The sequence below is a fragment of the Nocardiopsis flavescens genome, assembly GCF_900141985.1.
Taxonomy (GTDB): Bacteria; Actinomycetota; Actinomycetes; order Streptosporangiales; family Streptosporangiaceae; genus Nocardiopsis; species Nocardiopsis flavescens.
Genome location: NZ_FQZK01000014.1, coordinates 144,453 through 169,318 on the forward strand (window position 1 = coordinate 144,453; position 24,866 = coordinate 169,318).

At 74.8% G+C, this 24,866-nt stretch carries 21 protein-coding genes and 1 rRNA gene; 8 read left to right on the forward strand and 14 right to left on the reverse strand.

Features of this window, described 5'->3' with window-relative positions:
- Positions 1-248: 248 nt before the first annotated feature.
- The 7 genes from BUE45_RS21550 to BUE45_RS21580 form a co-directional block, all read right to left on the reverse strand.
- Positions 249-1,319, reverse strand: coding sequence for a copper transporter (locus BUE45_RS21550; protein WP_073381193.1), 1,071 nt, complete (start codon positions 1,317-1,319; stop codon positions 249-251).
- On the reverse strand, positions 1,316-2,488 hold the full coding sequence (gene steA, locus BUE45_RS21555) for a putative cytokinetic ring protein SteA (RefSeq protein ID WP_073381194.1): 1,173 nt from the start codon (positions 2,486-2,488) through the stop codon (positions 1,316-1,318). The genes BUE45_RS21550 and steA overlap by 4 nt, the downstream gene beginning before the upstream one ends.
- Positions 2,489-2,678: 190 nt before the next feature.
- Positions 2,679-4,388 (reverse strand): DNA repair protein RecN, encoded by a 1,710-nt coding sequence (gene recN / locus BUE45_RS21560; protein WP_073381195.1) that lies wholly within the window; start codon positions 4,386-4,388, stop codon positions 2,679-2,681.
- A gap of 97 nt (positions 4,389-4,485) precedes the next feature.
- Entirely contained in the window at positions 4,486-5,418 is a 933-nt protein-coding gene (locus tag BUE45_RS21565) for an NAD kinase (protein WP_073381196.1), read from the reverse strand.
- Between the two features lie 115 nt (positions 5,419-5,533).
- Positions 5,534-6,334 (reverse strand): TlyA family RNA methyltransferase, encoded by an 801-nt coding sequence (locus tag BUE45_RS21570; RefSeq protein ID WP_073381226.1) that lies wholly within the window; start codon positions 6,332-6,334, stop codon positions 5,534-5,536.
- Between the two features lie 6 nt (positions 6,335-6,340).
- Positions 6,341-6,529: a hypothetical protein gene (locus BUE45_RS21575; RefSeq protein ID WP_073381197.1), complete on the reverse strand. Its 189-nt coding sequence runs from the start codon at positions 6,527-6,529 to the stop codon at positions 6,341-6,343.
- A 49-nt stretch (positions 6,530-6,578) separates the two neighbouring features.
- Complete coding sequence (locus BUE45_RS21580) at positions 6,579-7,232, reverse strand: hypothetical protein (RefSeq protein WP_073381198.1); 654 nt, start codon at positions 7,230-7,232, stop codon at positions 6,579-6,581.
- Between the two features lie 212 nt (positions 7,233-7,444).
- Between BUE45_RS21580 and BUE45_RS21585 the strand changes: the two genes are divergently transcribed.
- Both BUE45_RS21585 and BUE45_RS21590 read left to right on the forward strand, forming a co-directional pair.
- Positions 7,445-7,795 carry an SCP2 sterol-binding domain-containing protein gene (locus BUE45_RS21585; RefSeq protein WP_073381199.1) on the forward strand — a complete coding sequence of 117 codons (351 nt, stop codon included), beginning with the start codon at positions 7,445-7,447 and terminating at the stop codon, positions 7,793-7,795.
- Positions 7,796-7,815: 20 nt separating this feature from the next.
- On the forward strand, positions 7,816-9,108 hold the full coding sequence (locus BUE45_RS21590; RefSeq protein WP_073381200.1) for a DUF1015 domain-containing protein: 1,293 nt from the start codon (positions 7,816-7,818) through the stop codon (positions 9,106-9,108).
- On the opposite strand, the gene BUE45_RS21595 is transcribed toward BUE45_RS21590, so the two are convergent.
- Entirely contained in the window at positions 9,074-10,606 is a 1,533-nt protein-coding gene (locus BUE45_RS21595) for a serine hydrolase domain-containing protein (RefSeq protein WP_073381201.1), read from the reverse strand. The genes BUE45_RS21590 and BUE45_RS21595 overlap by 35 nt on opposite strands.
- Positions 10,607-10,701: 95 nt before the next feature.
- Between BUE45_RS21595 and BUE45_RS21600 the strand changes: the two genes are divergently transcribed.
- Both BUE45_RS21600 and BUE45_RS21605 read left to right on the forward strand, forming a co-directional pair.
- The gene (locus BUE45_RS21600; RefSeq protein WP_073381202.1) at positions 10,702-11,502 is read left to right on the forward strand and encodes an AAC(3) family N-acetyltransferase; all 801 of its coding nucleotides are present in this window, start codon (positions 10,702-10,704) and stop codon (positions 11,500-11,502) included.
- A gap of 258 nt (positions 11,503-11,760) precedes the next feature.
- Positions 11,761-12,768, forward strand: coding sequence for an HAD-IIA family hydrolase (locus BUE45_RS21605; RefSeq protein WP_073381203.1), 1,008 nt, complete (start codon positions 11,761-11,763; stop codon positions 12,766-12,768).
- A 434-nt stretch (positions 12,769-13,202) separates the two neighbouring features.
- Here BUE45_RS21605 and BUE45_RS21610 read toward each other — a convergent pair whose 3' ends face one another.
- On the reverse strand, positions 13,203-13,712 hold the full coding sequence (locus BUE45_RS21610; RefSeq protein ID WP_073381204.1) for a single-stranded DNA-binding protein: 510 nt from the start codon (positions 13,710-13,712) through the stop codon (positions 13,203-13,205).
- A gap of 236 nt (positions 13,713-13,948) precedes the next feature.
- Here BUE45_RS21610 and BUE45_RS21615 point away from each other — a divergent pair, with 236 nt between their 5' ends.
- Positions 13,949-14,953 carry an MBL fold metallo-hydrolase gene (locus BUE45_RS21615; protein ID WP_178378611.1) on the forward strand — a complete coding sequence of 335 codons (1,005 nt, stop codon included), beginning with the start codon at positions 13,949-13,951 and terminating at the stop codon, positions 14,951-14,953.
- A 115-nt stretch (positions 14,954-15,068) separates the two neighbouring features.
- On the opposite strand, the gene BUE45_RS21620 is transcribed toward BUE45_RS21615, so the two are convergent.
- Complete coding sequence (locus BUE45_RS21620; RefSeq protein ID WP_073381206.1) at positions 15,069-16,598, reverse strand: alpha/beta hydrolase; 1,530 nt, start codon at positions 16,596-16,598, stop codon at positions 15,069-15,071.
- A 297-nt stretch (positions 16,599-16,895) separates the two neighbouring features.
- On the opposite strand from BUE45_RS21620, the gene BUE45_RS21625 reads away from it, so the two are divergent.
- The gene (locus BUE45_RS21625) at positions 16,896-17,837 is read left to right on the forward strand and encodes a GNAT family N-acetyltransferase (RefSeq protein WP_073381207.1); all 942 of its coding nucleotides are present in this window, start codon (positions 16,896-16,898) and stop codon (positions 17,835-17,837) included.
- Positions 17,838-17,846: 9 nt separating this feature from the next.
- On the opposite strand, the gene BUE45_RS21630 is transcribed toward BUE45_RS21625, so the two are convergent.
- Together BUE45_RS21630 and BUE45_RS32980 are read right to left on the reverse strand one after the other, a co-directional pair.
- Positions 17,847-18,251: an NUDIX domain-containing protein gene (locus BUE45_RS21630; protein ID WP_073381208.1), complete on the reverse strand. Its 405-nt coding sequence runs from the start codon at positions 18,249-18,251 to the stop codon at positions 17,847-17,849.
- A 53-nt stretch (positions 18,252-18,304) separates the two neighbouring features.
- A complete protein-coding gene (locus BUE45_RS32980) occupies positions 18,305-19,186 on the reverse strand; it encodes a tetratricopeptide repeat protein (protein ID WP_245833399.1) in 882 nt (293 codons plus the stop codon).
- A gap of 3 nt (positions 19,187-19,189) precedes the next feature.
- Here BUE45_RS32980 and BUE45_RS32985 point away from each other — a divergent pair, with 3 nt between their 5' ends.
- Entirely contained in the window at positions 19,190-20,293 is a 1,104-nt protein-coding gene (locus BUE45_RS32985) for a hypothetical protein (protein ID WP_218619576.1), read from the forward strand.
- Positions 20,294-22,532: 2,239 nt separating this feature from the next.
- On the opposite strand, the gene BUE45_RS21640 is transcribed toward BUE45_RS32985, so the two are convergent.
- Positions 22,533-23,141, reverse strand: a complete 609-nt coding sequence (locus BUE45_RS21640; RefSeq protein WP_073381209.1) for a TetR/AcrR family transcriptional regulator — start codon at positions 23,139-23,141, stop codon at positions 22,533-22,535.
- A gap of 185 nt (positions 23,142-23,326) precedes the next feature.
- Here BUE45_RS21640 and BUE45_RS21645 point away from each other — a divergent pair, with 185 nt between their 5' ends.
- Positions 23,327-23,980, forward strand: coding sequence for a hypothetical protein (locus tag BUE45_RS21645; RefSeq protein WP_073381210.1), 654 nt, complete (start codon positions 23,327-23,329; stop codon positions 23,978-23,980).
- A gap of 797 nt (positions 23,981-24,777) precedes the next feature.
- On the opposite strand, the gene rrf is transcribed toward BUE45_RS21645, so the two are convergent.
- A 5S ribosomal RNA gene (gene rrf / locus BUE45_RS34145) occupies positions 24,778-24,866 on the reverse strand; the annotation flags it as partial.

Consider the following 24,866-nt stretch of genomic DNA (forward strand, 5'->3'; position numbering starts at 1 on the left):
CGCGACCGGGGAGGCCGCGACCGGCCGGGCCGCCCGCGGCGCCGTGGAGGGCCCGGCGGCCGGCCGGCCGCCGGGCTCGGCCCGGGGGCCGGGCACCCGTACAGGGCGCACGTCGGGGGTGGCGCGGGTGAGCAGGGTGTAGGCGGCGCGGGCGGCCACCGCCGCCACCGCGGCGCCGACCACCCCCTGCACCGCCGGGGTCGGGACCGCGCGGCGGCCGGTGCCCGCGATCCGGGAGGCGAAGCCCATCACTCGCCCTCCCGGGAGGCGCGGCGGGCCTCGTCCCCGCCCGGCGACGGGGAGGGCGAGGGCGACGGCGAGGCCGACTCCCGGGGCTCGGGCAGCGGGTCCGGCATGAACCCGCGCACCCCCTCCCCCACCCCGTAGGCACCGCCGTCGCCGCCGATGTCCTCGGCCAGCGCCAGCACCGCGACGATGTCGCCCATCGGGCGCCCCGCCATGTCCACGGTCGCGAAGACCGCCTCCTCGGCGCGGGCCCGGGCGAGCATGCCGTGCCCGCGCGAGGACGGCACGTCCCCCGCCAGCACCAACCCCTCGACGCGGCCGTGCAGGGCCGCCGTGAACGCCGCCAGCACCGTGTTCACCGCCTCGCGGTCCTCGTGTCCGGCCTGCTCGGCCGAGGCGGGGGCGAGCACCACCGCGGCGTCCACCGTCCCGGCGGGGTCGCCGTGCACCGAGACCAGGCCCCCCTCGACGAACGTGGCCAGTGTCGCGGCCGGGTCGTGCCCGTCCTTCTCGTCCTTGTCGTCCTTCTCACCGTCGCCCTCGCCGTCCCCGTCGGCGTCGGTGTCGCGTTCGGGCCCGCGGGCCAGGGCGCGGCCGATCTCGGTGCCCGCCTTCTCGTAGGTCCCCACGCCCTCCAGCCCGCCCGGGTCGGCGGACACCTGGAGGGACAGCTCGTCGACGAACGCGGTGTTGGCCGGGTCGACGAACTCGGACCGGACCTCGACCCGGCCGGCGACCGAACCCCCGGCCTCCTCGATCCGGTCGCCCAGGGCGGCCGCGGTGTCGGCGTCGGCCCCCGGCGCCTGCACCAGGACCACGTCCAGGTCGCGGAGCCGGTCGTGCAGCAGGTCCTCGGCCGCGGCGTCGGCGAGCTGGTCGCCCCCGGCGTTGACCCGGTCGGCGACGTCGCGCTCGGTGCGCAGGTCCTCGGTCTGGCCCCGCAGGTCGGCGGTCTCGTTCTGCAAGGTGTTGAGCAGGGGGTCCTGGAGCATGGTGGTGCCCAGGACGAGCCCCACCGTCAGCGCCAGGAACACCGCGATGATGGATACCAGGTGGTAGCGGAAATCGATCACGTGAACAGCCCCGTCAGCCAGTAGGTGAAGGCGTCCCAGCGCGCCGCGAGGAACGTGAGGTAGACCTGCCCGGCCGGTGAGCTGTAGGCGGCGACCACGATCGTGAGCAGGCAGGCCGCGACCAGCCCGAGCAGCGCCCACGGGGAGATCCGCGAGCGGTACAGGCGGCTCACGCCCTTGGCGTCCACGAGCTTGCCGCCCACCCGGAGCCGGGTGAGGAAGGTGCTGGCCATGCCCGAGCGGCCCTTGTCCAGGAACTCCTCCAGGGTGGCGTGCGTGCCCACCGCCACGATGAGGGAGGCCCCGGACCCGTCCGCGAGCATCATCGCCACGTCCTCGCTGGTGCCGGTCGCGGGGAAGACCACGGCCGGGTACCCCAGGTCGGTCAGGCGCCGGAGCCCGGGGGCCCGGCCGTCCCGGTAGGCGTGCACGACCAGCTCGGCGCCGCTGGCCAGCGCACGGTCCGACACCGAGTCGAAGTCGCCGACGATGATGTCGGGCCGGTACCCGGCCTCCATCACCGCGTCGGCGCCGCCGTCCACGGCGATGATCACCGGCCGGAACTCGCGGATGTAGGGCCGCAGCGCGGCGATGTCCTCCCGGTAGTGGTAGCCGCGCACGACGATCAGGACGTGGCGGCCCTCCATGGCGGTGGAGATCTCCGGGATGCCGATGCCGTCCAGCAGCAGGTCCCGCTCGTGCTGGAGGTAGGCCATGGTGTTGGCGGCGAACGCCTCCAGCTGGGTGGCCAGCCCGGCGCGGGCCTCGGCCATGGCGGCGGCGACCGTCTCGGGGGTCTGCTCGGTGCCGCGGGCCACCGGCTCCGTGCCCCGGTAGAGCACGCCGCCGTCCAGGCGCAGCCGCTCGCCGTCGTGCACCCGGGTGAACACCTCGGGGTCGACGTCGTCGACCAGTGGGATGCCCGCCCCCGTGATCAGCTCCGGGCCCTGGTTGGGGTAGCGGCCCGAGATGCTCCGGGCGACGTTGACGACCGCCGACACCCCGCACCCGACCAGCGCCTCGGCGCTGACGCGGTCCAGGTCGACGTGGTCGATGACCGCGATGTCGCCGGGGCGCAGGCGCTTGGTCAGGTTCTTGGTGCGCCGGTCCGAGCGCACGGGAGCGACCAGCCCGGTGGGAGAGTCCGCCCGGGTTCGGCGGAACCGCATGACTGTGGCGCTGAGCGCATCCGATACCTTCATCGCTGGCATACTGTCAGAACGCGCCTACGCAGAGTAATAAAAGCGTGGCGGTCGGCGTGTTCGGTCCACGGGCGCCCGAAGACGCCGCGTCCGGGCACCTACCCGACTCGGGGCGACTCACCCCTCACCGATCACGGAGGTCCCGCCGGCACCACCCTCACACCGCCGGGTACGCACGCTCCGGATCGGCGTTGACCAGCAGTTCCTCGGCGTGCGCACGGCCCAGCTCGGAGTCCTCCAGACCCGCGAGCATCCGCGACAGCTCACGCACCCGACCGTCCCGGTCCAGGCGGACCACCCCGCTCTCGGTCACCAGGCCGTCGGTGGACTTCTCCACCACCAGGTGGGCGTCGGCGAACGCCGCCACCTGCGGCAGGTGGGTGACCACGATCACCTGGGAGCGCCGCGCCAGGCGCGCCAGCCTGCGGCCGATCTCCACCGCCGCCTTGCCGCCCACACCCGCGTCGACCTCGTCGAACACGAACGTGGGAACCGGGTCGGCGCCCGCGAACACCACCTCGATCGCCAGCATCACCCGGGACAGCTCACCGCCCGAGGCGCCCTTGTGCAGCGCCAGCGGCCGGGCGCTGGGGTGGGGCGCCAGCAGCAGTTCCACGTCGTCGCGCCCGTGGGAGCCGAACTCCTCCCCCGTGGTGATCCGCACGCTCACCCGCGCGTGCGGCATCGCCAGCGCCGTCAGCTCCTCGGTGACCGCCGCGCCGAACCGCTCGGCCGCCTCGGTGCGGATCCGGGTGAGCTCGCCCGCCCAGCGGTCCATCCGCCCGTACAGCTCCTCGGCCTCGGCCCGCAGCTCCTCGATGCGCTCGTCGTCGCCCTCCAGGGAGGAGAGCCGCTTGGCCGCGTCCTGGGCCCACCCCAGGATGTCGTCGGCGGTCGGCCCGTACTTGCGCGACAGCGACGTCAGCAGCGCGCGGCGCTCCTGCACGTGCGCCAGCCGGGCCGGGTCGGCGTCCACCGACTCGGCGTAGGACGCCAGCTCCGTGGCGGCGTCGGTCAGGATGTAGGAGGCCTCGTCCAGCCGGTCGCCGATGGCCGCCAGCGCGGGGTCGTGCTCGCGCACCGCCGCCACCGCCTGGCGGGCCGCCGACAGCAGCGCCGACACGTCGACCTCCACGTCGGAGGCCGGGTCCCCGGCCAGCGCCTCGTGGGCGGTGGTCGCGGCCATGCGCAGCCCGTCGGCGTGCGCCAGCCGGGTCTCCTCCTCCAGGAGTTCGGCGTCCTCGCCCGGGACCGGTTCGGCCGCGCCGATCTCCTCGACCCCGAACCGGAGCATGTCGGCCTCCTGGGCGCGCTCGCGCGCCCGCTCCGTCAGCTCCGTCAGCTCCTCGGACACCTCGCGGTGGCGCCGGTGCGCCACCGCGTACTGCTTGAGCGCCTTGGTCAGCTCCTCGCCCGCGAACCTGTCCAGCGACCCGCGCTGGCGGTCGGTGCGCAGCAGCCGCTGCTGGTCGGACTGGCCGTGCACGGCCACGAGGTCGTCGGCCAGGTAGGCCAGCAGGCTCACCGGCGCCGACCGGCCGCCCAGCGTGGCACGGGAGCGGCCCTCGGCCGACACCGTGCGCGCCAGAATCAGCACGTCCTCGTCCAGCTCGCCGCCGGCCTCGGCCACCCGCTCGGCCACCCGGCCCCCGCCGGGCACCGACAGGCGGCCCTCGACCAGGGCCCGGTCGGCCCCGGGGCGCACCCGCTGGGGGTCGGCGCGACCGCCGAAGAGCAGCCCCAGCCCGGTGACGACCATGGTCTTACCTGCGCCGGTCTCACCGGTGACGACGGTCAGCCCCGGTGACAGTTCCAACACGGCGTCCTCGATGACCCCGAGTCCCTGGATGCGGACTTCTTCGAGCACCGAACCCTCTCCTGATCGTCGGCCCCACTTGTCTTGGCGTTCTCCCGCGCGCCCCCTGCCGGGGCGCCGCACCCGCGGACCGCGGGTGCGGGCGCGGTCAGTGGCCCTGCTCCCGGCGGCCGCGCCAGCCCGCCACGGGGAGCCCGAACTTGGCCACCAGCCGGTCGGTGAACGGGGCCCGGTGCAACCGGGCCAACCTGACCGGCGTATCGGCACGGGTGATCTCGATCCGTGCCCCGGCGGGCAATTCGACCATACGCCGTCCATCGCACCAGAGCACGCCCGGCGCCGTGTCCGGCATGATCTCCAGCGCGACCGTGGCGTGGGGCCCCACCACCAGCGGCCGGGCGAACAGCGCGTGCGCGCTCAAAGGCACCACCAGCAGGGCTTCCACGTCCGGCCACACCACCGGGCCGCCCGCGGAGAAGGCGTGCGCGGTCGACCCCGTCGGAGTGGCGCACACCACTCCGTCGGCCGCCCACCGCGACAGCGGGCGCCCGTCGATCTCCAGGACCGCCTCCACGATCCGCCGCGACTCGCCCTTCTCCAGCGTGGCGTCGTTGAGCGCCCACGTGCGCACCGTCGGGACCCCGTCGGCGCGGCCGCCGTTGAACACGGCCACGTCCAGGGTCATCCGCTCCTCGACGTCGTAGTTGTGCTCCACGACGCTGCGCACGGTCGCGCCCAGGTCCTCGCGCTCGGCCTCGGCCAGGAACCCGACGTGCCCCAGGTTGACGCCCAGCAGGGGGGCGCCCGCGGGCCGGGCCAGCTCGGCCGCCCGCAGCAGGGTGCCGTCCCCGCCCAGCACCATGACCAGCTCCACGCCCTGGGCCGCCGCGTCGGGTCCGACGACCTCGATCGGGGACAGGACGCAGCCCGCCTCGGCGAGCTCGTCCACCTCCTCCTTGAGCATGCGCACGGTCATCCCGGCGCCGCTCAGGCTCTCGTGGACCAGGCGGGCGCTGCGCACCGCCGCGGGCCGACCGGTGTGGGCCAGCAGGAGAACGCTGCGTCCGCCGGTCCTGGTCATCGTCGTCCCCTTACGTCCACCGCCCCCGCGGGGGAGGTTCGAATGCGGGCCGGGGAGCCTGTGCGCCCACCCGGCCGGGTCACGTTACCGGACTCCTGCGACAGGGTGCCACGCCCTAACGGGGCCCCTCCGCCACCGCCCGCTCCAGCCGCTCCGGGTCCAGGGCCGCGGCCCCCGAGCGCAGCCACAGGAAGTACTCGACGTTGCCCGAGGGGCCGGGCAGGGGGCTGGCCGCCACGTCGACCGTGCCCAGCCCCAGGGTGAGCGCGTGGGCGGCCACGTCGGCCACCGCCTCGGCGCGCAGGCCCGGCTCGCGCACGACACCGCCGGCGCCGACGCGGTTCTTGCCCACCTCGAACTGGGGCTTGACCATCATGGCGAAGTCCGCGTCCGGGGAGACCGCGCCCTGGAGCGGGCCCAGCACCAGCTTCAGGGAGATGAACGACAGGTCGCCCACCACCAGGTCCGGCCGGGGCTCCCCGACCATCTCGGGGGTGAGCTCGCGGACGTTGACCCGCTCCATGACCCGCACCCGGTCGTTGCTGCGCAGCGACCACGCCAGCTGGCCGTAGCCCACGTCCACGGCGGTCACGTGCGCCGCCCCGCGGCGCAGCAGGACGTCGGTGAACCCGCCGGTGGAGGCGCCCGCGTCCAGGGCGCGCCGGTCGGCGACGTCCAGGGCGAACGCGTCCAGGGCGCCGATGAGCTTGTGCGCCCCGCGGGACACGTAGGGCGGCTCGTCGGAGGGCGCCCGCACCACGATGGGCTGGTCCTGTCCGACCTGGGTGGCGGCCTTGGAGGCGACGATCCCGGCCACCTTCACGAATCCGCCCTCGATGATCTCGGCCGCGTGGCCGCGTGAGCGTGCGTGCCCGCGGCGGACCAGTTCCGCGTCGAGCCGAGTACGTTTTGCCATGGTCACCTACGATACCGGCGGTCGCTGCGCCGGGTCCTGGTCCAGGGCCCCCAGCACCGCGGACAGCTCGCGGTGCAGGGAGTCGAACACCTCCACGTGCCCGGCGGTGGGCAGGCCCGCCAGCCCGGCCAGCCGCTCCCGGGTGCCCTCCAGGGTCCGGGCGGCCAGCTCCTCGGCCTGTTCCTTGGGATCCACGGCCCCTCCCGATGTCGACGGTCCGCGACGACCCTACGCCGCCGCGGCCCTACTTCTTGGTGGCACTGCGCGCCTTTGTGGCCCTCTTGGCCGAACCCGTACGCGAGCGGGTGCCCTTGGCGGCGGGCTTGGCCGCCGTCGTCTTGGCCGGCGTGCCCCCGGCGGGAGCCTGCGCGGCGTCGGCGTCCGGCTCGGGCGCCCCGCGGCCCGGCGCCGCAGCGTCCGCCTCCGCGACGGGCGGCTTCTCCGCGACGGCGCCTACGGCGGGCGCGGCCGGGACGGCGGCGGCCGGCACCTCCTCGACCTCCACCTCCCGCACCTCCACGGCCGGGACCGCGGGCGACCACTCCCGGCCCTGCCGGGCCGCCAGCCGCCGCTCCAGCTCCACCACGCGGCGCACCAGCCGCTCGTGCTCGGAGCGCGGCACCACGTCCATGCGCTCCAGGCGGTGCTCGACCTCCGCGCGCACCAGCTCCGCCAGCGCCTCCCGGTTGGCGCGGCTGGTCTCCAGCAGCTCCCCGGCCAGCGCCTGGATGGACGGGCCCACCCGCGGCGGCGTCCCGCCGGGCTCGGGCTCCGACGCGGGCGCGGCCGGGCCGCCCGCCCGCAGCAGGACCTTGGCCGCGGCCACCGCCTCCTTGCGGGACAGCTCGGTGAGGCCACTGGCGGCATCGAGATACGTGCGCACCGCGTCGACGACCATGATTCGCGTACTCCTTGACGGACCGGAAGACAAGCAGGGGAAACGGCACCGGGTAGCGGGAGGGGTGCCGTGCGACGGGGGGTTGCGCGTTCAACGCTACCCGGGGCGCGCCGCCCCCGGCACGCGAAACCGGGAGGTGGTCCCGTTCGTCCCTTTGGCGGAACCGGCGCCGCGGCCCGCCGCGCCCGCCCCGCGTACGGCATCATGTGGCCATGAACAGCATCGACGCATGCCTCGAAGGCATCGCGAAGGTCAACGAGCGCATCCTCGCCGAACCCGAGTCCGGGCGGCGCAGGGTCATCCGCGAACGCTCCGTCAGCGTGCTCGTGCCCGACCTGGCGACCGCCTTCGACATGCGCCTGACCGTCGACGGGCTCACCGGCGTCACCCCCCGGCCCGAGAACGACCCGGCCCCCGAACCCCAGGTACGCGTCACCGTGAACAGCACCGACCTCGTCGACATCGCCGAGGGCCGCCTCGATCCGGCCCGGGCGCTCCTCACCCGGCGCGTCAAGGTGAAAGCGAGCGCGGGGGACCTCCTGCGCCTGCGCCGGCTCCTGTGACCGGACGGTACCTTGCTGGGATGCCACGCCAACCTCTGGAGCTGGAACCCTTCCGCGGCCTGCGCTACACGCACGGAGACCTCGACCGGTTCATCGACGGGGGATTCGACCTCGCCCGTCTCCTGGCCCCGCCCTACGACGTCCCCGACGCCGAGGAGGCACGGGCGCTACAGCGGTCCGACCCCTACAACGCCGCCCGCGTCACCCTCCCCTTCGAACTCGGCCGCGCCGACGCCGACGGCACCGGCGGGGGGATCCCCCGCCGCTACCGCACCGCCGCCGCGCTGCTGCACGACTGGATCGACACCGGCGCCCTGGCCCCCGACCCCCGGCCCGCCCTGTACGTGTACGAACAGGTCACCGGGGACGGCCGCCGCCAGCGCGGCCTGATCGGCGCCCTGCGCCTGCCCGAGGACGGCCGCGAGCCCGCCGTCCTGCCGCACGAGGACGTCGCCGACGCCCCCGTCCACGACCGGTTCACCCTCATGGGGGCGGCCCGGGCCAACCTCGAACCCATCTTCCTGCTCTACCGCGGCGCGGGCGGGGCCGCCTCCGCCACCGCCGAGTCCGCCGCCGACCCGCCCCTGGTGGAGGCCCGCACCCGCGACGGCGCCGAGCACCGCCTGTGGGCGGTGACCGACCCCGCGGTCCACGCGCGGGTCGCCGCCGACCTGGCCGGCCGCTCCGCCCTCATCGCCGACGGCCACCACCGCTACGCCGCCTACCGCCGCCTGCACGCCGCCCGCGACGCCCCCGGCTGGGCGTACGGTCTGGCGCTGCTCGTGGACAGCGACACCCACCCGCCCCGGCTGGGCGCCATCCACCGCGTACTGCCGGGCCTGCGCGCCGAGGACGCCGTCGCCGCCGCCCGCTCCGTCGCCGCGGTCGAGGCCCTGGACCGGGTGTCCGCACCCGACCTGGCCGCCGTGGAGGGGCCCGCCCTCCTGCTCGCCTCCCCCGACGGGGGCGCCCACCTGGTGCACGACTTCGACGAGGACGCCCTGGCCCGGGCCATGCCCGGCCGCTCCCCCCGGTGGCGGCACCTGCCCACCGCCGCGCTGCACGAACTGCTGCTGCCGCTGTACGGATTCCCCGAGGAGGCGGTGCGCATGGTCCACGACGACCCCGCCGAGGCGGTCGCCGCCGCCCACCACGAGAAGGGCACCGCGGTCATCGTGCCCGCCCTGGACGTCCACCTGGTCTACGCGATCGCCGCGCAGGGCGAACTCACCCCGCGCAAGTCGACCTCGTTCGGCCCCAAACCGCGCACCGGGCTGGTCATGCGCCTGCTGGACCCGCTCCCGCCGGGCTGACCCCCGTCTGCGGGCCCCGGCCGCGGGGTGCGGCCAGGGCCCGCAGGCGCACCGCCCAGACCACCGCGAGCGCCGCGGCGGCGACGACGAGCAGGACCACCACCGAGGGCACCGTGTACAGGGCCTGCACCCAGGTGGCGTCGCGGCCGCCCGCCGCCAGGCTGATCCACCGGTGCGGGAACAGCGCCGCGGCCACCACCGCGGCGGCGCCCGCGGCCCCGGCCGCCCGCCGCCACCTGCGGCCGTCCCCCGCCCACGCGCCGGCCCGGCGCACCCCGCGCACCGCACCGGCGACCACCGCCGCCGCCCCGGCCAGGCAGGCCAGGTCCAGCGCCAGCAGCCACGGCGCCGAAGACCCGACCGGCCCCCGCCCCTGCGCCAGGGCCACCAGGTCCCACAGCAGCGCGGAGGCGTCGCCCGCGCCCACGCCCGTGCCGGCCATCACCGCGATCCCCACCCCGCCGGGCAGCACCGCGTGGTGCGCGGTGTAGGTGAACTGGATGCCGCCGTGCACCAGCAGCGGCGCCTCCCCCTCGCCCTCCCGGACCGTCCAGCCCAAAGCCTGGTCGGCGGCGGGACCGTCACCGCCGAGCGGGGTGTGCGTGGCGGCGAGCACGTCCGCGGGCAGCCCGGGGGCGCCGTCCGCGGCACGGCCGCCGGTGCCCTGGGCGACGAGCCACCGCGCCATGTCGTGTGCCGTGGAGACCATGCCGCCGCTGCCGTTGAAGTACCCCGGCGGCTCCGGCAGGGCCGGGGCCGCCCCCAGCACGGGGACGTGGCCGCGGGCGACCCCGGCGGCGAACACGTCCGCCGCGGTGTCCACCGTGACCGTGTCGTGCATGCCCAGCGGGTCCAGCACCCGCGCGCGCAGCACCCGGTCGAACGGCTCCCCCTCCAGCACCTCCACCATCCGGGCCGCGACCTGGTAGTTCGGGTTGTGGTAGTGCGAGGCCTCCCCCGGGTCGGCGACCATACGGGCGTCCGCCAGCCGGGCCACCGCCCCCTCCAGGTCGGCCGGGACCGGACCGCTCTTCTCCCGGAACCCCCGGTCGGACATGCCGGAGGTGTGCGTGAGCAGCTGCCGCACCGTGATCCGCGCACCGCGCGGGTCGTCCACGGCGAACTCCGGCAGGTGCTCGACCACCGGGTCGTCCAGGTCCAGCCTCCCCTCCCTCGCCAGGGACACCACCGCCAGCGCGGTGAACGCCTTGCTCACCGACGCCAGGCCCATGGGGGTGTCGGCCGTCATCGGCTCCCCGCGCGCGTCGGTCCCGTACCCGGCCGCCCGCACCACCCCGCTCCCCCGCGTCACGGCGACCGCCGCCCCGGGCAGCGGCGCTCCCTCCAGGTGGGAGCGCACCCGTGCGTCCACCGCCGCGGCCGTGAGACCATCCACGGACGGGTCCGCGCCCGCCGCGGCGGGCCCCGCCCAGGACAGGAGCGGCAGCACCGCCGCCAGGACCGCCGCCGCGGCCCGCGCCCTCGTCTTCGTCACCATGGCCCCATGCTCCCGGCCGACCGCCCCGCGGCCCACCGTGCCGACCGCACGGTCGTACTGCGGTCCACCGCACCCCGGACGAGGAGACCAGCCCCATGACCACCGCACCGGACCCCGCGCAGGACGCGCCGCGCACCCGGCGCTCCCTGGCCGCGGACCTGGCCGCCCTGGGGCTGCGCCGGGGCGACACCGTCCTGGTCCACTCCTCCCTCTCCGCCCTGGGCTGGGTGTGCGGCGGCGCGCAGGCCGCCGTCCAGGCCCTACAGGACGCCCTGGGCCCCTCCGGCACGCTGGTGGTGCCCGCCCAGACCATGGACAACAGCGAGCCCTCCGCCTGGCGCGACCCGCCCGTCCCCGCGGCCTGGTGGCCGACCATCCGCGACCACACCCCGGGGTTCGACCCGCTCACCACCCCCGGCGCCCGCATGGGCCGCATCGCCGAAGCCGTGCGCACCCTCCCGGGGGCGGTGCGCAGCCCGCACCCGCAGACCTCCTTCGCCGCCGCGGGCCCGCGGGCCCGCGCCCTCATGGAGCCCCACCCCCTCACCTGCCGCCTGGGCGAGGACTCACCGCTGGGACGCCTGGCGGACGCCCGCGTCCTCCTCCTGGGCACCGGCTACGACACCTGCACCGCCTTCCACCTCGCCGAGTACCGGGTCCCCGACCCCCGCACCGAACCGGTCGGCTGCGCGGTCTCCGCCCCGGGCGGCGCACGCGCCTGGGCGACCTTCACGGACACCGCCCTGGACTCCGGTGACTTCGCCGCCCTGGGCGAGGCCTTCGAGGCCACGGGAGCCGTCACCACCGGCACGGTCGGCTCGGCCGCGGCCCGGCTGTTCACGGTCGGCGGGGCCGTGGACTTCGCCACCGCGTGGTTGACCGCCCACCGTTCCTGAACCGCCCGTCCCGGAACCACCCCCGGCCCGCTCGGCCCGCCCGGTTCCGAGACCGCCCACCGCCCCCGGCCCGTTCGGCCCCGCACCACCGCACCCCGGCCCACCCGGCCCCGCACCGTCCGGGCCCGACCCCGGGCCGGGGGCGCGCACGGTGCTGCGACGCACCGCACACCCGGCGGGCGGGCCCGCGCCCGCGCCTCCCGGGGGCGGGTCATACCCTGGGTGACGTCCACCGCAGCCGTACGGAACGGGTCCGCCATGTCCCTGCTCGCCGCCGAGCGCCCCCTGAGCACGATCCACGACGCGATGCTCCTGGACCTGGACGGGGTCGTCTACATCGGCCCGAACGCGGTGCCCGCCGCACCGGAGGCCGTCGACAAGGCGCGGGCCGCGGGAGCCCGGGTGGCGTTCGTGACCAACAACGCGGGCCGCACCCCGGCCCGCATCGCCGAACACCTCACCCAGCTGGGCGTCAACGCCACCCCGCAGGACGTGGTGACCTCCGCCGAGGCCGCCGCCCGCCTGGTCTCGGAGCGCCACCCGCAGGGCTCGCAGGTCCTGGTGGTCGGGGACACCGGGCTGCGCCAGGCGGTGCGCCGCATGGGCCTGGTCCCGGTCACCGTCGCCGGCGACTCCGTGGTCGCCGTGGTGCAGGGCTACTCCCGCTCGATGAGCCGCGACCTCCTCGACCAGGGCAGCCTGGCCGTGTCCCGCGGTGCCCTGTACGTGGCCAGCAACGACGACGCGACCGCCCCCACCGAGTGGGGCGTCACCCCCGCCAACGGGTCCTTCGTGCGGGTGATCTCGCACGCCACCGGCGTCGAGCCGATCATCGCGGGCAAGCCCATGCGGCCCCTGCACGAGGAGGGCATGCGGCGCACGGGAGCGCGCGACCCGCTCATCGTCGGCGACCGGCTGGACACCGACATCGAGGGGGCGATCGTGCACGGCGCCGCGGGCCTGCTCGTGCTGTCGGGGGTGGCCACCCCGCAGGACGTGCTCGCCGCACCCGAGCACCGGCGCCCCAACTACCTGTCGTGGGACGTGTCGGGCATGAACGACACCCACCCGGGCGTGGACCGGATCGACGGCGGTACCCGCTGCGGCGGCTGGACGGTGACCCGCACCGCCGACGGCCCGATCGCGGAGGGGTCCGGCGACCGCCTCGACGGCCTGCGCGCCCTGTGCACCGCCGTGTGGGAGGACCCCGAGACGGACCCTGCCGGCCCGGCCGCACGCGCCGCCCTGGCCGCGCTGGGCTGGTGACCCCGGCCGCGGCATCGCCCAGCCGGGCCTGAACGCCCGCCCGTACGGCGACCGCCGTCCCGGGTCCGGGGCGGCGGTCGGCACTTTCGCCGCACCGGGGGCACACGGACGCGGACCCGCCTGCGCCGGAACACCGCACGATGCCGCCCGCACCGGTCCCGGAACAGGCCTCTCCAGCCGCCTCCCGGACCGCAAGGCACCCCGCAACGGCCACTCCCGAACCGGAACACCCCCGGGCCCCGCCCGCACCCGCCCGGAAACGGCGGTCGCCACCTCCCCGGAGCCGAGGGCAGGCGGCGGCGGACACCCCCGCCCGGGAACAGGACCCACCCGCGCCCCGGCCCTACCGAGGACACCGAACACCGCGCGCGCCGCGCCGGCCGCGCCCCGCCGCACCCGCCACAGCGCCGCCCGCACCGGGTCGGGGAGGGCCCTCACCGCCCGCTCCCCCGGCCGGCCCCGGGGCCCGCGGCGGGCACCGCGCCCGCGTCCCGGTCCTCGGCGGGAGGCGGCCCGGACGCCGGGCGGGCCCGGCGCACCAGCGCCGCCGTGCACGCCTCCACCTCGTACATGCTGCGCACGTCGCCCCGCCCGTGCCACACCCGTCGGCGCAGCGCCCCCGTCACCTGCACGACGTCGCCCAGCCGCCACTGCCCCACCTGCGGATGCAGCCCGGTGTCGAAGCCGACGCAGTACACGGCGTCGGAGCGCCGTGCCGCCCCCTCCCTGGGCGGCCGGCCCACGCACATCCGCCAGGCGGCCAGCCGACCGCCGGACGCCGTCTCCCGGAACACCGGCTCGGCGGTGACCCGCCCCACCAGCAGCACCTCGTTGCGGTGCCCCTCCTCGCCCCCGCCCCCGGGCGGCCTCCCCCGCGGCGCCTCCCCGGAGGCACCCGCGCCCCCCGTGTCCGCCGCCGCGCCCCGCACACCGTTCTCCCCCATGCGTCGTCCCTTCCGAAGACTCCGTGGACCGGCCCGCACCCACGGGCGGCACGACGGCCGGTCGCGCGTGCCCCCGATTTCAGGATCACCGCCTCCGGCCGGCGGCGGAAGGGCCGGCCCGAACCTGTGGATAACCGCCCCGGTCCGGCCCCGGGCCCCGCGGGTGTCCTAGAGTCGGATTCGGATGCGGTTCCTCCCGGAACCCGCGACGACCACAGGGAACAGGGGTGACCGCCGTGCACGACGACGTGGACGTGAGCCGCCCGCCCGAGGGGATCACCCCCCTGGGCGACGACATCTTCGCCATCGACACGATGCTCGCCGGCTACCCCGGTATCGTGTCCAGCTACCTCATCCGCACCGAGCGCCCCTGCATCATCGAGGTCGGCACCGCCGGCTCGGCACGGGTCCTGCACGACGCCGTCCTCGCCCTGGGCCTGTCCCCGGCCGACCTGGCCACCATCGTCGTCACCCACATCCACCTCGACCACGCGGGCGGCACCGGCGACATGGCCGCCCTCTTCCCCAACGCCGAGATCGTCGTGCACGAGCGCGGCGCCCGCCACCTCGCCGACCCCGGCCGCCTCATGCGCAGCGCCGCCATGGTCTGGGGCGACCGCCTCGACACCCTCTTCGGACGGATGCACCCCACCGAGGCGCGGCGCATCCGCTCCGTCGGCCGGACCGGCGAGATCGACCTGGGCGGCGGCCGCACGCTCTCCACCCACTACGCCCCCGGGCACGCCAAGCACCACATGGGCCTGGTCGACTCCCTCACCGGCGACCTGTACGTGGGCGACGCCCTGGGCGTCTACAACCAGCTCACCGGGGACATCCGCCCGGCCACCCCGCCGCCGGACTTCGACCTCCCCGCGTGCCTGGACACCCTGCGGCTGTTCTCCGACATCGGCGCCCAACGCCTGATGTTCTCCCACTTCGGGGCGGTCGGGGACGTCGCCGAGACCATCGACCGCGCCGAGGCCGAGCTGCACCTGTGGGTGGACACGGTCCGCGCCTCACACGGCTCCACCGGCGACCTCGACCACGCCATCGCCATGGTCCGTGACAAGGTCGTCAGCCGCTACCGGCCGCTGCCCCCGGACGCCTCACCCGAGGCCGCCGCCGTCCTGGACACCCTCAGCGGGGCCGAGGCCAACGTGTCGGGCATCGTGCACTGGCTCGACCGGCTCGAACAGGAGCGCGCCGAGGCCGCCCGGCAGGAGGACGAGAACCGGGCGTGAGGGCACCGCCGCCCTCCCGCGCTCCCCGCGCACGGGAACGCCGGGGGGTGGCGGTGCGCACCACCCCCCGGCGCCGGGAGGGACGGACCCCCTCGCCCGGGCACGGGGCCGCGGACTACCGGCAGGAGACGTCCTGTTCCGGGAACTCCCCGTCCACCAGGTAGCGCGTGGTCACGTCCCACGCGCACTCGTTGTCTCCGTAGACATAGACGCCGTGGCCGTTGGCGTCGACGCTCACCAGCCGCGAGCGCTCCCCGAACCTCTCGTCCAGGGCCACCCCGCCGCTGTAGGGGGTGCCGGCGTCGCGGAGGTTCTGCAGGATCAGCACGTTCTCCGGGCCGCGGCCGGTGATCTCCACCGGCGGCTCCGACGGCTCGTGGTGCCAGAAGGCGCAGGGCATGACGTTCGCCGTCGCCGCACCCAGGAGCGGGTACCGCTCGCGGTCCTCGGCGACCGCGCTCCGGTAGTCGGCCACATCCGCGGGCCAGTCGCTGTCCGCACAGGTCACGGCCAGGAACGACGACCAGGCGTTGTCGGCGGGCGCCGGCTCCCCGGCGCCCGAGGCGGGCACGGGCCCCCCGGCCGCCTCCTCCTGCGGGAGCCGCGGGGCCTGCCCGGGGGCGGGGTCGTGCACGGACTGCCACATCTGCGCGGCGGTCGTGTAGTTGGCCTCCCCGTACAGCCCGATGAACGTGTAGAAGCGGAAGTGGCGTCCGTCGAAGCCCTCCATCGGCTCCGCGTCGAGCCTCTCCGCGATCTCGAAGTACGTCTCCCGCACCTCCCCGGGGGTGGCCCCCAGCCCGTAGGTGTCGTGGCGCTGCGCCGCCCACGCGGCGAAGTCGGGGAACGCCTCCTCCGCGCCCCGGCCGAAGGCGCGCACGCCCTCGGAGCCCAGGTAGGTGTCCCCGACGTTGCTGTCCAGCACGATCCGGTCCGAGCGCCCGGGGAACAGGGAGGTGTAGGCGGCGCCCAGCGCCGACCCGTAGGACACCCCGAAGTAGCTGATCTCCTCCTCGCCCAGCGCGGCCCGGACGCGGTCCATGTCACGGGCCGTGTTCGCCGTCGACAGGTGCGGAAGCAGCCCGGCCCCGTCGTTCCCGGCGCACTGGGCGGCGACCGCCTCGGCGATCCCGGCCTGCGCGACGACCGCGTCGTCGTCGACGGCGTACGGGGGAACGTTGCCGATGTAGTCCTGGTCCGTCGTGAAACCACAGCTCACCGGCGAGGAGCGGCCGACTCCACGGGGGTCCATGCCGATGAGGTCGTAGCTGTTCAGGACGCTCCCGGGAATCCCCAGGGACACCAGGTCGGCGGGCATCCCCAGCCCGCTGCTCCCCGGGCCGCCGGGATTGAGCAGCAGGACGCCGCGCCGCTCGCCGGGCGCCGCCGAGGACAGGCGCGACACCATGATCTCGATCTCCGCGCCGTCCGGGTCGCCGTAGTCCAGCGGCACCGCGAGGGTGGAGCACTCCAGGGCGGTCGACCCGGTGGCAACGTCCTCGGGACACGGACCCCACTCCAAGCCCGGCCCCGGTTCCGCGCCCCGGTCGTCCGCGGTGACCGGTGCCGCCGCGACCAGCGACCCCGCCAGGGCGGCGCCCGCCAGCAACGGCAGGCTCCGGCCCGCCCGCCATCCTCGTCCCATGTCCGACCTCCTGAGTACCCGGTTGTGCTCCGGCCCGGCGCCCGCCCCTCGGGGGCGTCCGCATCCGCCGGCGACGACACGCCCCAGACTGCCGTCACCCCGCGGACGCGGACAGTGACGGCACGTCATGGACCGGGACCGGGAAAAGTCACGGGACAACGGTGACACCGCCTCACTGCCCAAGGTGAACGCCCTGTTCGGCGCCCCGGAAAAGCACGGGCACGGGCGGAACGCCGGCCCCCGGGGGCGCCGGGAAAACCCGGTGCGAACGTGATCGGGGCCACCTAAGCTCACCGCATGACGTTCGAGATCCGGCCGCTGGAAACGGCGGACGTCCCCACGGTCCTGCCGTTCCTGCGCGCCCACCACCCCTACCGGGTCCTCACCGGGGAGGCCGTGCGGTGGCGGATGGAGCACCCCACCCCGCACGCCACGGACGTCCCGCTCGTGGCCGTGGACGCGGACGGCCGGATCGGGGGCTTCGTCCGCTCACTGCTCACCCGGCCCCGGGGCCGGGACCCGCACGGCCTGACCTTCCTCACCACCGTCGCGGAGCACCACCGCGGCGGCGGCCTGGCCTCCCTCCTGCTGACCGCCTCCGAGAAGGCCCTGGTGGAACGGGGAGCCCGCACGCTGCGGACCGAGGCCGCCGACGAGGCCGTCCAGGCGGGCGGCCCCGCCCTGCGCGAACTCGCCCTCGCGCACGGCTACGAGGCCGAGGACACCCACCACATCCTGGGCCTGGACCTGTCCCTGCTGCCGCCGGCGCCGGAACCGCCCGCGGGCGTCGAACTGCGCCCGTTCTCCGACTACGCCGACGACCCCGGGACGGTCTACGAACTCGACCGGAGCGCCAGCGCCGACGAACCGGGCGCCGCGCCGGGGGTGGGCTTCATGTCGCTGGAGGACTGGATCGCCGGGCCCTGGGAACACCCGCTCTCCGACCCGGACCTGAGCCTGGTCTTCCTGCACGAGGGCACCCCGGCGGGCATCACCTGCTACGCCTCCGACAGGCGGACGCGCATGGAGTCGTCGATGACGGGAACCCTGCGCGAGTTCCGGGGGCGCGGGCTGGCGGGGTACGCCAAGCACACCGCGCTGCTGCGTGCGCGCGAACGGGGGTTCACCCACGCCACCACCGGCAACCACGAGAACAACGCACCGATGCTGGCCATCAACACCAGGCTGGGCTACTCGCTGCTGGGCCGGGAGACCGGCTACGTCAAGCCCGTCGGCTGACCGCCCGCCTCAGGGGCGGGCGCCGGGCAGGCCCAGGGCCCGCAGCAGGTGGGCGTAGAGGCCGTCGGGCCACGACAGGCACTCCTCGGGCGGCAGGACGTCGAACTCGCGGACCTCGACCGTCTCGAACTCGCCGCTGAGGGGCACCGACCCCAGGACGGGGGCGTGGGTGACGACGGTGACGTGGCCGTCGGCGAGGACGTAGTGGCCGACCGCCCGCACCTCGCCCAGCGTCGCCCCGGCCTCCTCCGCCGCCTCGCGCCGCGCGGTGTCGGCCACGCCCTCCCCGGCCTCGGCGTGCCCGCCGGGGAACTCCCAGGCGCGCCGCCGGTGCCGCACCATCAGTGCCCGGCCGCCCCGGCGGGTCAGGCACACCACGGAGTCGTACGCCGGGGGCAGGACCCCCAGACGCACGACGGCACCGCCGAGCGGTTCACTCCCGCCCGGCGGTGCCGTCGCATCCCGACTCAGCCGCGCTCCCCGCCGTCCGCGTCGCGCTTGACGGCGTCGTCGCGAACCTCGTCGGCGTCGTCGCCGTCGTCGGCCCGGTCACCGTCGTCACTCCGGACCGCGGTGTCCCCGGCCCGGTCGCCGTCCTCGTCCCCGGTCCCGTCGTCGAAGCCGTCCTCGACACCGGGGCCGTCCCCCTCGTCGGGACCGACCTCGTCCTCGCGGGCCCGCACGTCACGGGCGGGAGCGGCGGGAGCGGCCTCCGGCTCGTCCTCCGGCTCCGAGAAGTCCTGCTCCTCGGCGTCGGTCCAGACGATGCCGTCCTCCAGGTCCACGTCGACCAGCTCGACACCCTCCAGGACGGCCAGGCGCTCGTCGGCGTCGGTCACACCGTCGGTGTCCACGGCGGACGCGCGCGAGAAGTACTCGCGGGCGTCCTCCACCCGGCCCAGCTCCTCCAGGACGTCGGCGTAGGCGTAGAAGAGGCGCGCGATCCACGGACGGGCCCGGCGCTCCTTGAGCTCCGGCACCTGGAGCTCGGCCAGAGCCGCCTTGGTGTCGCCCATGTCCCGCCGGGCGCCGGCCGCCACGATGCGCAGCTCGATGCGCTCGGCGGCGTCCAGCTGCTCGGCGGCGGGGTCCCCGGTGATCTCCAGGGCCCGTTCCGGGCGGCCCAGGCCGCGCTCGCAGTCGGCCATGATCGCCAGGAAGTTGTCCCGGCCGCTCATCCGCCGCGCCGCGCGCAGGTCGGAGAGGGCCTCCTGCCACTTGCCGACCGTGTAAGCGGCCACACCGGAGGCCTCACGGACGCCGGGCACCCGGGAGGCCTTGCGCCGGGCGTAGGCGGCGTGGGTGTAGGCCCGCTCGGGGTCCTCGTCCACGAGGAGGCCGGCGGCCACGATGTGCTTGCCGACCAGCTCCGCCAGGGACTTGGGCAGCGAGCTGAGGTCGCGCCTGGTGTCCGAGTCGAGCTGGTCGTAGGTCGCCTCCTCGGGAAGCGGCGGTGCGATGTCCGCGGGGTCCCGGTCCTCACGGGGACCGCCCCGGTCGTCGCGGCCCCGGTACCCGCCCCGGTCGTTGCGGTATCCGCCACCGCGCCGGTCGTCCCGCCGGTCACCACGGTAACCGCCGCGGTCGTCCCGACCCCGGGGACCACCGCGATCGTCACGCCGGTCCCGGTCGCCACCACGGTAGCCACCGCGGTCATCGCGGCCCTGGTAACCACCCTCACGGCGGTAACCGCCCCGGTCACGGTCACCACCACGGAACCCGCCCTCACGACGGTCACCACCGCGGTAACCGCCGTGGTCGTCCCGACCCCGGGGACCGCCGCGATCGTCACGCCGGTCCCGGTCACCACCACGGTCGTCACGCCGCTGGTAGCCGCCCTCACGGCGGTCGCCACCGCGAGAACCGCCCCGGTCGTCACGCCGGTCCCGGTCACCACCACGGAACCCGCCCTCACGACGGTCGCCGCCCCGGTCGTCCCGCCGCTGGTAGCCGCCGCGATCGTCGCGGCCCTGGTAACCGCCGCGGTCGTCGCGCCGGTCCCGGTCGCCACCACGGTAACCGCCACGGTCATCGCGGCCCTGGTAGCCGCCCTCACGACGGTCGCCACCGCGGAACCCGCCCCGGTCGTCACGCCGGTCCCGGTCACCACCACGGTAACCGCCACGGTCATCACGGCCCTGGTAGCCGCCACGGTCATTCCTACCGTCGCGGTCGCCGCGGTAGCCGCCTTCACGGCGGTCGCCGCCGCGGAACCCGCCACTGCGGTCGTCGCGCCGGTCATCGCGGCCCCGGTAACCACCGCGGTCATCCCCGCCGCGGTCGTCCCGGCGGTCCCGGTCACCGCCACGGTAACCGCCACGGTCATCACGGCCCCGGTAACCACCACGGTCCCGGTCGCCGCCGCGGAACCCGCCGCTGCGGTCGTCGCGGTCGCCCCGGTATCCGGAACGGGAGCGGGAGTCGTCACCACGTCCCCGACCGTAAGACGCGCCTGAGCGGTCACCGCTGTGCTCGTTCGCTCCGGAGTCCTGGCGGTCTCCCGATCGGCTGTCCTCAGTCATCCAACCCGTCCGTCAACAGTCAAAAGCGCTGCCACTGAGCAGTAGCAGCGCATCAAGTACTCGTGCCGTCCAGCTTACGTCATCGAGTAGATGGGCACCGCCAAAGTCCAAGTGCTCAAAGTCCCAGCCCAGCGCGGAACAGCGGCCTCCACAGCCGCCGTTGGAGGCCGGCACCGGCCCCTGCCCAGCGGGCCTGGAGCACGTGGTCCCCGACCCGGCCGAAGCGCCTGGTCCCAGTCACTGAGGTGACCGGGGGCCTGCGCCATGGTGGTTTTTCACCCGACCGGTGCGCCCGGCCCCCGCCGGTCGGCGGACCGGGGCCTTCGCCATGGCCGGAGGGTGTCGCTCCCAGCTCAGGTGACGGGGGTGAGAGCTCGACCGGAGTTCTCCGAAAGCTCAGCCATGTGGAAAGGGCGGCCAGCGGAGCGTGGACCTGGCCCCGGCGCAGTCGGTGGGCGGCAGAGCGCTGGGCCGGTGCGTTCGATGCACGTCCGGAGCGGTGGGGGTGTCATCCGGGGCTGGGTCGAGCGAGGCGATCCCAGCCCGACCGCTTGGGGTGGGAGGAATGCCCCCTGCAAAGGGTGGGGGGCGCGAGGAGCGGCCCGTACGTAGAGCACACCCATGCCCTCCCAACGCCGTAGGGGGTGAAGCGTGCACGGTCTCTGGGCCCCGGGCACAGCCCGTGAGCATGGAGCGGCACCCCGACTCCAGGGGGTTGACGAGGGCGTACCCGGCTCCGCAGACCCATGGGGGTGAGGGGCCGCGGGTACCCTCCCCGCCCAGCCGGTGGGGGTTGTCCACCCGCCTGGAGCCCCCGGCCACGGCCGGAGGGCATCGCTCCCACGCAAGGTCGCGCGGGGTGGAGGCCGCGGGTACTCGCCCGGCCCGCCGCAGGGGGTTTCGGGGCACGCTCCCGGAACCTCCGCCCGAGGGGGTGAGACGAACTCCGAGGTCTCCAGAACGGTCACCCGTTGGGAAGGGCGGTCTGTGGTCGCGCCCGGCCAGGACCTTTGGTTTCCAGGACGGTCACCGCTTGGGAAGGTACAGACCGGCGGAGCCGGATCCGCCCCCACGATGCAACTGGCGGCAGACCACCGGGCAGGAGCGTTGGATGCACGTCCCGGGTGGTGGGGGTGTGCTGTCCGGGGGCGAGGCCTGCCCCGCCCCACCACGTGGAAACGGAGGAAGGGTCCGACCGGAAGCGCGCGGTCGCTCCCGACCTCGCTTGGAACACCAGCCCCAGACGCAGTAACCCGCACCCAAGCGCCCTCCCGCACCACGACACACCGAGGCCGCGAGCAAGCAGGTGCGCGCGGCCTTCACCCCCGCGCGGTCGAGCGAGCAGGTACGCGCGGCTTCCACCCCCTGCGACCAGGCAGTGCGGCACCCTCCGGCTGGGGTTGGGGGCTCCGGGCGGGTGGACAACCCCCAGGGGCGCGGCGGAGCAGGTGCGCGCGGCCTTCACCCCCGTGTGTCTGCGGAGGGAGGTACGCCTTCCCCACACCCCCCGGGGTCGGGGTGCCGATCAACGCTCACCGGCTGTGCCTTGGGCCCCAAGACAGCGCACGTTTCACCCCCTATGGCATTGGGAGGGCATGGGTGTGCTCTACGTACGGGCCGCTCCTCGCGCGCCTGGTCCTTTTCAGGGGGCATTCCTCCCGCCGCTGGGTCTGGGCTGGGATCGCCTCGCTCGACCCAGCCCCGGAAGACACCCCCGCCACCGGCGACGTGCGCCCAACGCTTCCCACTGAAAATCTGCCGCCCACCGACTGCGCCGGGGCCAGGTCCACGCTCCGCTGGCCGCCCACCCCAAGCGGCTGAGCTTTTGGAAAACTCCGGTCGAGCTCTCACCCCCACAACCTGAGCGAGGAGCGACACCCTCCCGCTCTGGCCGGGGTCGCGGTCCGCCGACCGGCAGTGGCCGGGCGCCCTGGTTCGGGTGGCCGGGCACTCCGGTTCGGAGAACAACCACTACGGCACAGGCCCCGGTCCAATCCCGGGCAGTGGCCGGGCGCCCCGAGCGGATGGACAAACCCCTAAAAGCAGGACGGAGCAGATACCCGCAGCTCTCACCCCCCACAACTTCAGCAGGGAGCGACACCCTCCCGCCGTGGCCGAGACCCCCGGTGGGTGGGCAGCCCCTGGAGCAGAGCGGGAAAGGTGCCTGCGGCCTTCACCCCACGCCATCACTCATGACCGCGTCGACCGCCATGTACAACGTCTCGTTCTCACTCCGAAGGATCCCCTCCTCTGCGGGAAGCGCTCTCTCCAGCGCAAGCCCGTTGAGAATCGTGAGCAGGAAGTTCACCCGCCGAGAGGTGTCCCCTGCGGGGATCGCCCCCTCGTTGGTGAGCACCGTCAGCCAGTACTCCACACGCCGCCGGCCCTCTTGCTCAAGCGCGAAGTACGCCTGCCGCACCTGTTCGGTCGGTTCGGAAAGGATGAACTGCTCGTAGAGGACCCGCGACGCCTCCCGCGCACGGGTTCCCACGCCGGCGGGAGCAAGGACCTGGCGCAAGCAGTCGACGAGGCGGTCCCGGGCGGAAACGGTCCGGTCGTTGATCCGGCCCTCGGAGACGACGACGTCGTACAGGCGGGTCAGCACCTCGTCCTGGAGTTCGCGCTGGGTCGGGAAGTGGTACCTGAGGGACCCGGTGCTCACCCCAGCCCTCGCGGCGACCCCGCGCACGCTGAGCTTGGCGCCGGGGTTCTCCCCGATCATCTTCATCGCCGCCAGCAGAACCCTGTCGCGGCTGCCGAGCCGCTCGTACTCGTCCGTCATCTCGTGGACCTCCGCTTCATCAGACCACCTTACTAGCACACTGTGATAGTTTGCCGTTCAGGGATGTATCACAGTGTGCTAGTCCGGTCAGGGGAACCCGTTGGACCGGTGCAGGGGACGGAACCGAACGGGACGGCACCCGCCCCGGAGACCGACACAGAGGCCGGCACAGAGAGCGGGGAATCGTGTTCAAGGCATGGCGGCGCGAACGGGCGATCCGACGGGTCCAACAGGGCGACGGGCGCCCCCTCAAGCCGCTCCGCTGGTGGCAGGTGCCGTTCGGGCGTTCACTGTTCCACCTCTACCCCTCCCCCGACGGGCTGCGCCCGGGAACCTACACCGTCGACATCAAGCACTGGGGCGACAAGGACGGGGAGATCTCCGCGGATCTCTACCTCGACGGCCGCCACCACGCCCGTTCCAAGACCCCCGCCGCCTTCCCCGTGGAAGGCGGCCTCATCGAGGTCGCGATGAGCGGCTTCGGACTCAAGCGCTGCCACTACGTCACCGCCGAGGGCGAGGAGCACCAGCTCGTTCCGGACCCGAAGTCCAGTGCGGGCAGACGGGCCCGCCTCGAACACGACCACCCGGCACTGAGCCGCACGATCGGCACCGTGTCGGTGCTCATGCTCGTCATCGGGGTGGGCCTGAACCTCGTGCAGATCGCCGAACCGCTGTCGCAGATACCGCCGATCGCGGAGAACCTGGGGACCTTCACCTCGCCCGTCCGGTTGCCCTTCTGGCTCAACTTCACGCTCGCCGTGGGGGCTGCGCTGGCCAGTACAGAGCGGGCGCTGAGGCTGCGCTACCACTGGCTGCTGGATGCGGGCGGGAACTGAGGGCGGGAAACGGGTCCGGGGTCGCGCGTGTGTGCCGCCTCCACCCCCACATGGCCGAGCGGAGCAGGTGCGCGTGGCCTTACCCCGAGCGACCTGGCGTGGACGCGACACCCTCCCGCTGTGGCCGAGGGCTCCGGGCGGGTGGACGACCCCCCGTGGTGCGGCCGGCAGATAAGCGCGGCCTTCACCCCCACGGGTTCGCGGAGCCGAGTACGCCCTCCCCACACCCCCTGGGGTCGGGGTATGGATCAACGCTCACGGGTTGTGCCTGGGGCCCGAAGACCGTGCACGTTTCACCCCCTACGGCGTTGGGAGGGCATGGGTGTGCTCTACGTACGGGCCGCTTGCCGCGCCCACCGCCCTTTTCAGGGGGCATTCCTCCCGCCGCTGTGTCTGGGGTGGGATCGCCTCGCTCGACCCAGCCCCGGATGACACCCCCACCACCGGCGACGTGCATCGAACGCACCGCCCCAGTGGTCTGCCGTGCGCCGACCGCGCCGGGGCCAGGTCCACGCTCCGCTGGCCGCCCTTTCCAAGCGGCCGGGCTTTCGGAGAACTCCGGTCGAGCTCTCACCCCCTGCGGCCAGGGTGAGAGCGACGCTCTACGGCTGTGGCGCAGGTCGCGGTCCGCCAACCGGCTGGGGCCGACCACCCCGGTCGGGTGAAAAACCCTCCAGCCGGCCACCCCCACACCACACAAAAAAAGGGGGCCGCCCCAAGGACAACCCCCCACAACACACCCCAACAACAGGGAAAGCCCCCCGCCAAAAGACGAGGGGCCCTCAACCCGAAAAAAACCGTGGCAGCAACCTACTCTCCCACCCCACCACAGGGCAGTACCATCAGCGCAAGGAGACTTAACGACCGGGTTCGGAAAGTAACCGGG

What these genes read in the sequence shown, in the direction of transcription:
- BUE45_RS21600 (WP_073381202.1), top strand. Translation starts at nt 10,702, where the DNA reads ATGACCACCGCACCGGACCCCGCGCAGGACGCGCCGCGCACCCGGCGC.
- BUE45_RS21640 (WP_073381209.1), bottom strand. Translation starts at nt 23,141, where the DNA reads ATGACGGACGAGTACGAGCGGCTCGGCAGCCGCGACAGGGTTCTGCTG.
- BUE45_RS21590 (WP_073381200.1), top strand. Translation starts at nt 7,816, where the DNA reads ATGCCACGCCAACCTCTGGAGCTGGAACCCTTCCGCGGCCTGCGCTAC.
- steA (WP_073381194.1), bottom strand. Translation starts at nt 2,488, where the DNA reads ATGCGGTTCCGCCGAACCCGGGCGGACTCTCCCACCGGGCTGGTCGCT.
- BUE45_RS21620 (WP_073381206.1), bottom strand. Translation starts at nt 16,598, where the DNA reads ATGGGACGAGGATGGCGGGCGGGCCGGAGCCTGCCGTTGCTGGCGGGC.
- BUE45_RS21605 (WP_073381203.1), top strand. Translation starts at nt 11,761, where the DNA reads ATGTCCCTGCTCGCCGCCGAGCGCCCCCTGAGCACGATCCACGACGCG.
- BUE45_RS21565 (WP_073381196.1), bottom strand. Translation starts at nt 5,418, where the DNA reads ATGACCAGGACCGGCGGACGCAGCGTTCTCCTGCTGGCCCACACCGGT.
- BUE45_RS21610 (WP_073381204.1), bottom strand. Translation starts at nt 13,712, where the DNA reads ATGGGGGAGAACGGTGTGCGGGGCGCGGCGGCGGACACGGGGGGCGCG.
- BUE45_RS21595 (WP_073381201.1), bottom strand. Translation starts at nt 10,606, where the DNA reads ATGGTGACGAAGACGAGGGCGCGGGCCGCGGCGGCGGTCCTGGCGGCG.
- BUE45_RS21625 (WP_073381207.1), top strand. Translation starts at nt 16,896, where the DNA reads ATGACGTTCGAGATCCGGCCGCTGGAAACGGCGGACGTCCCCACGGTC.
- BUE45_RS21585 (WP_073381199.1), top strand. Translation starts at nt 7,445, where the DNA reads ATGAACAGCATCGACGCATGCCTCGAAGGCATCGCGAAGGTCAACGAG.
- BUE45_RS21570 (WP_073381226.1), bottom strand. Translation starts at nt 6,334, where the DNA reads ATGGCAAAACGTACTCGGCTCGACGCGGAACTGGTCCGCCGCGGGCAC.
- BUE45_RS21580 (WP_073381198.1), bottom strand. Translation starts at nt 7,232, where the DNA reads ATGGTCGTCGACGCGGTGCGCACGTATCTCGATGCCGCCAGTGGCCTC.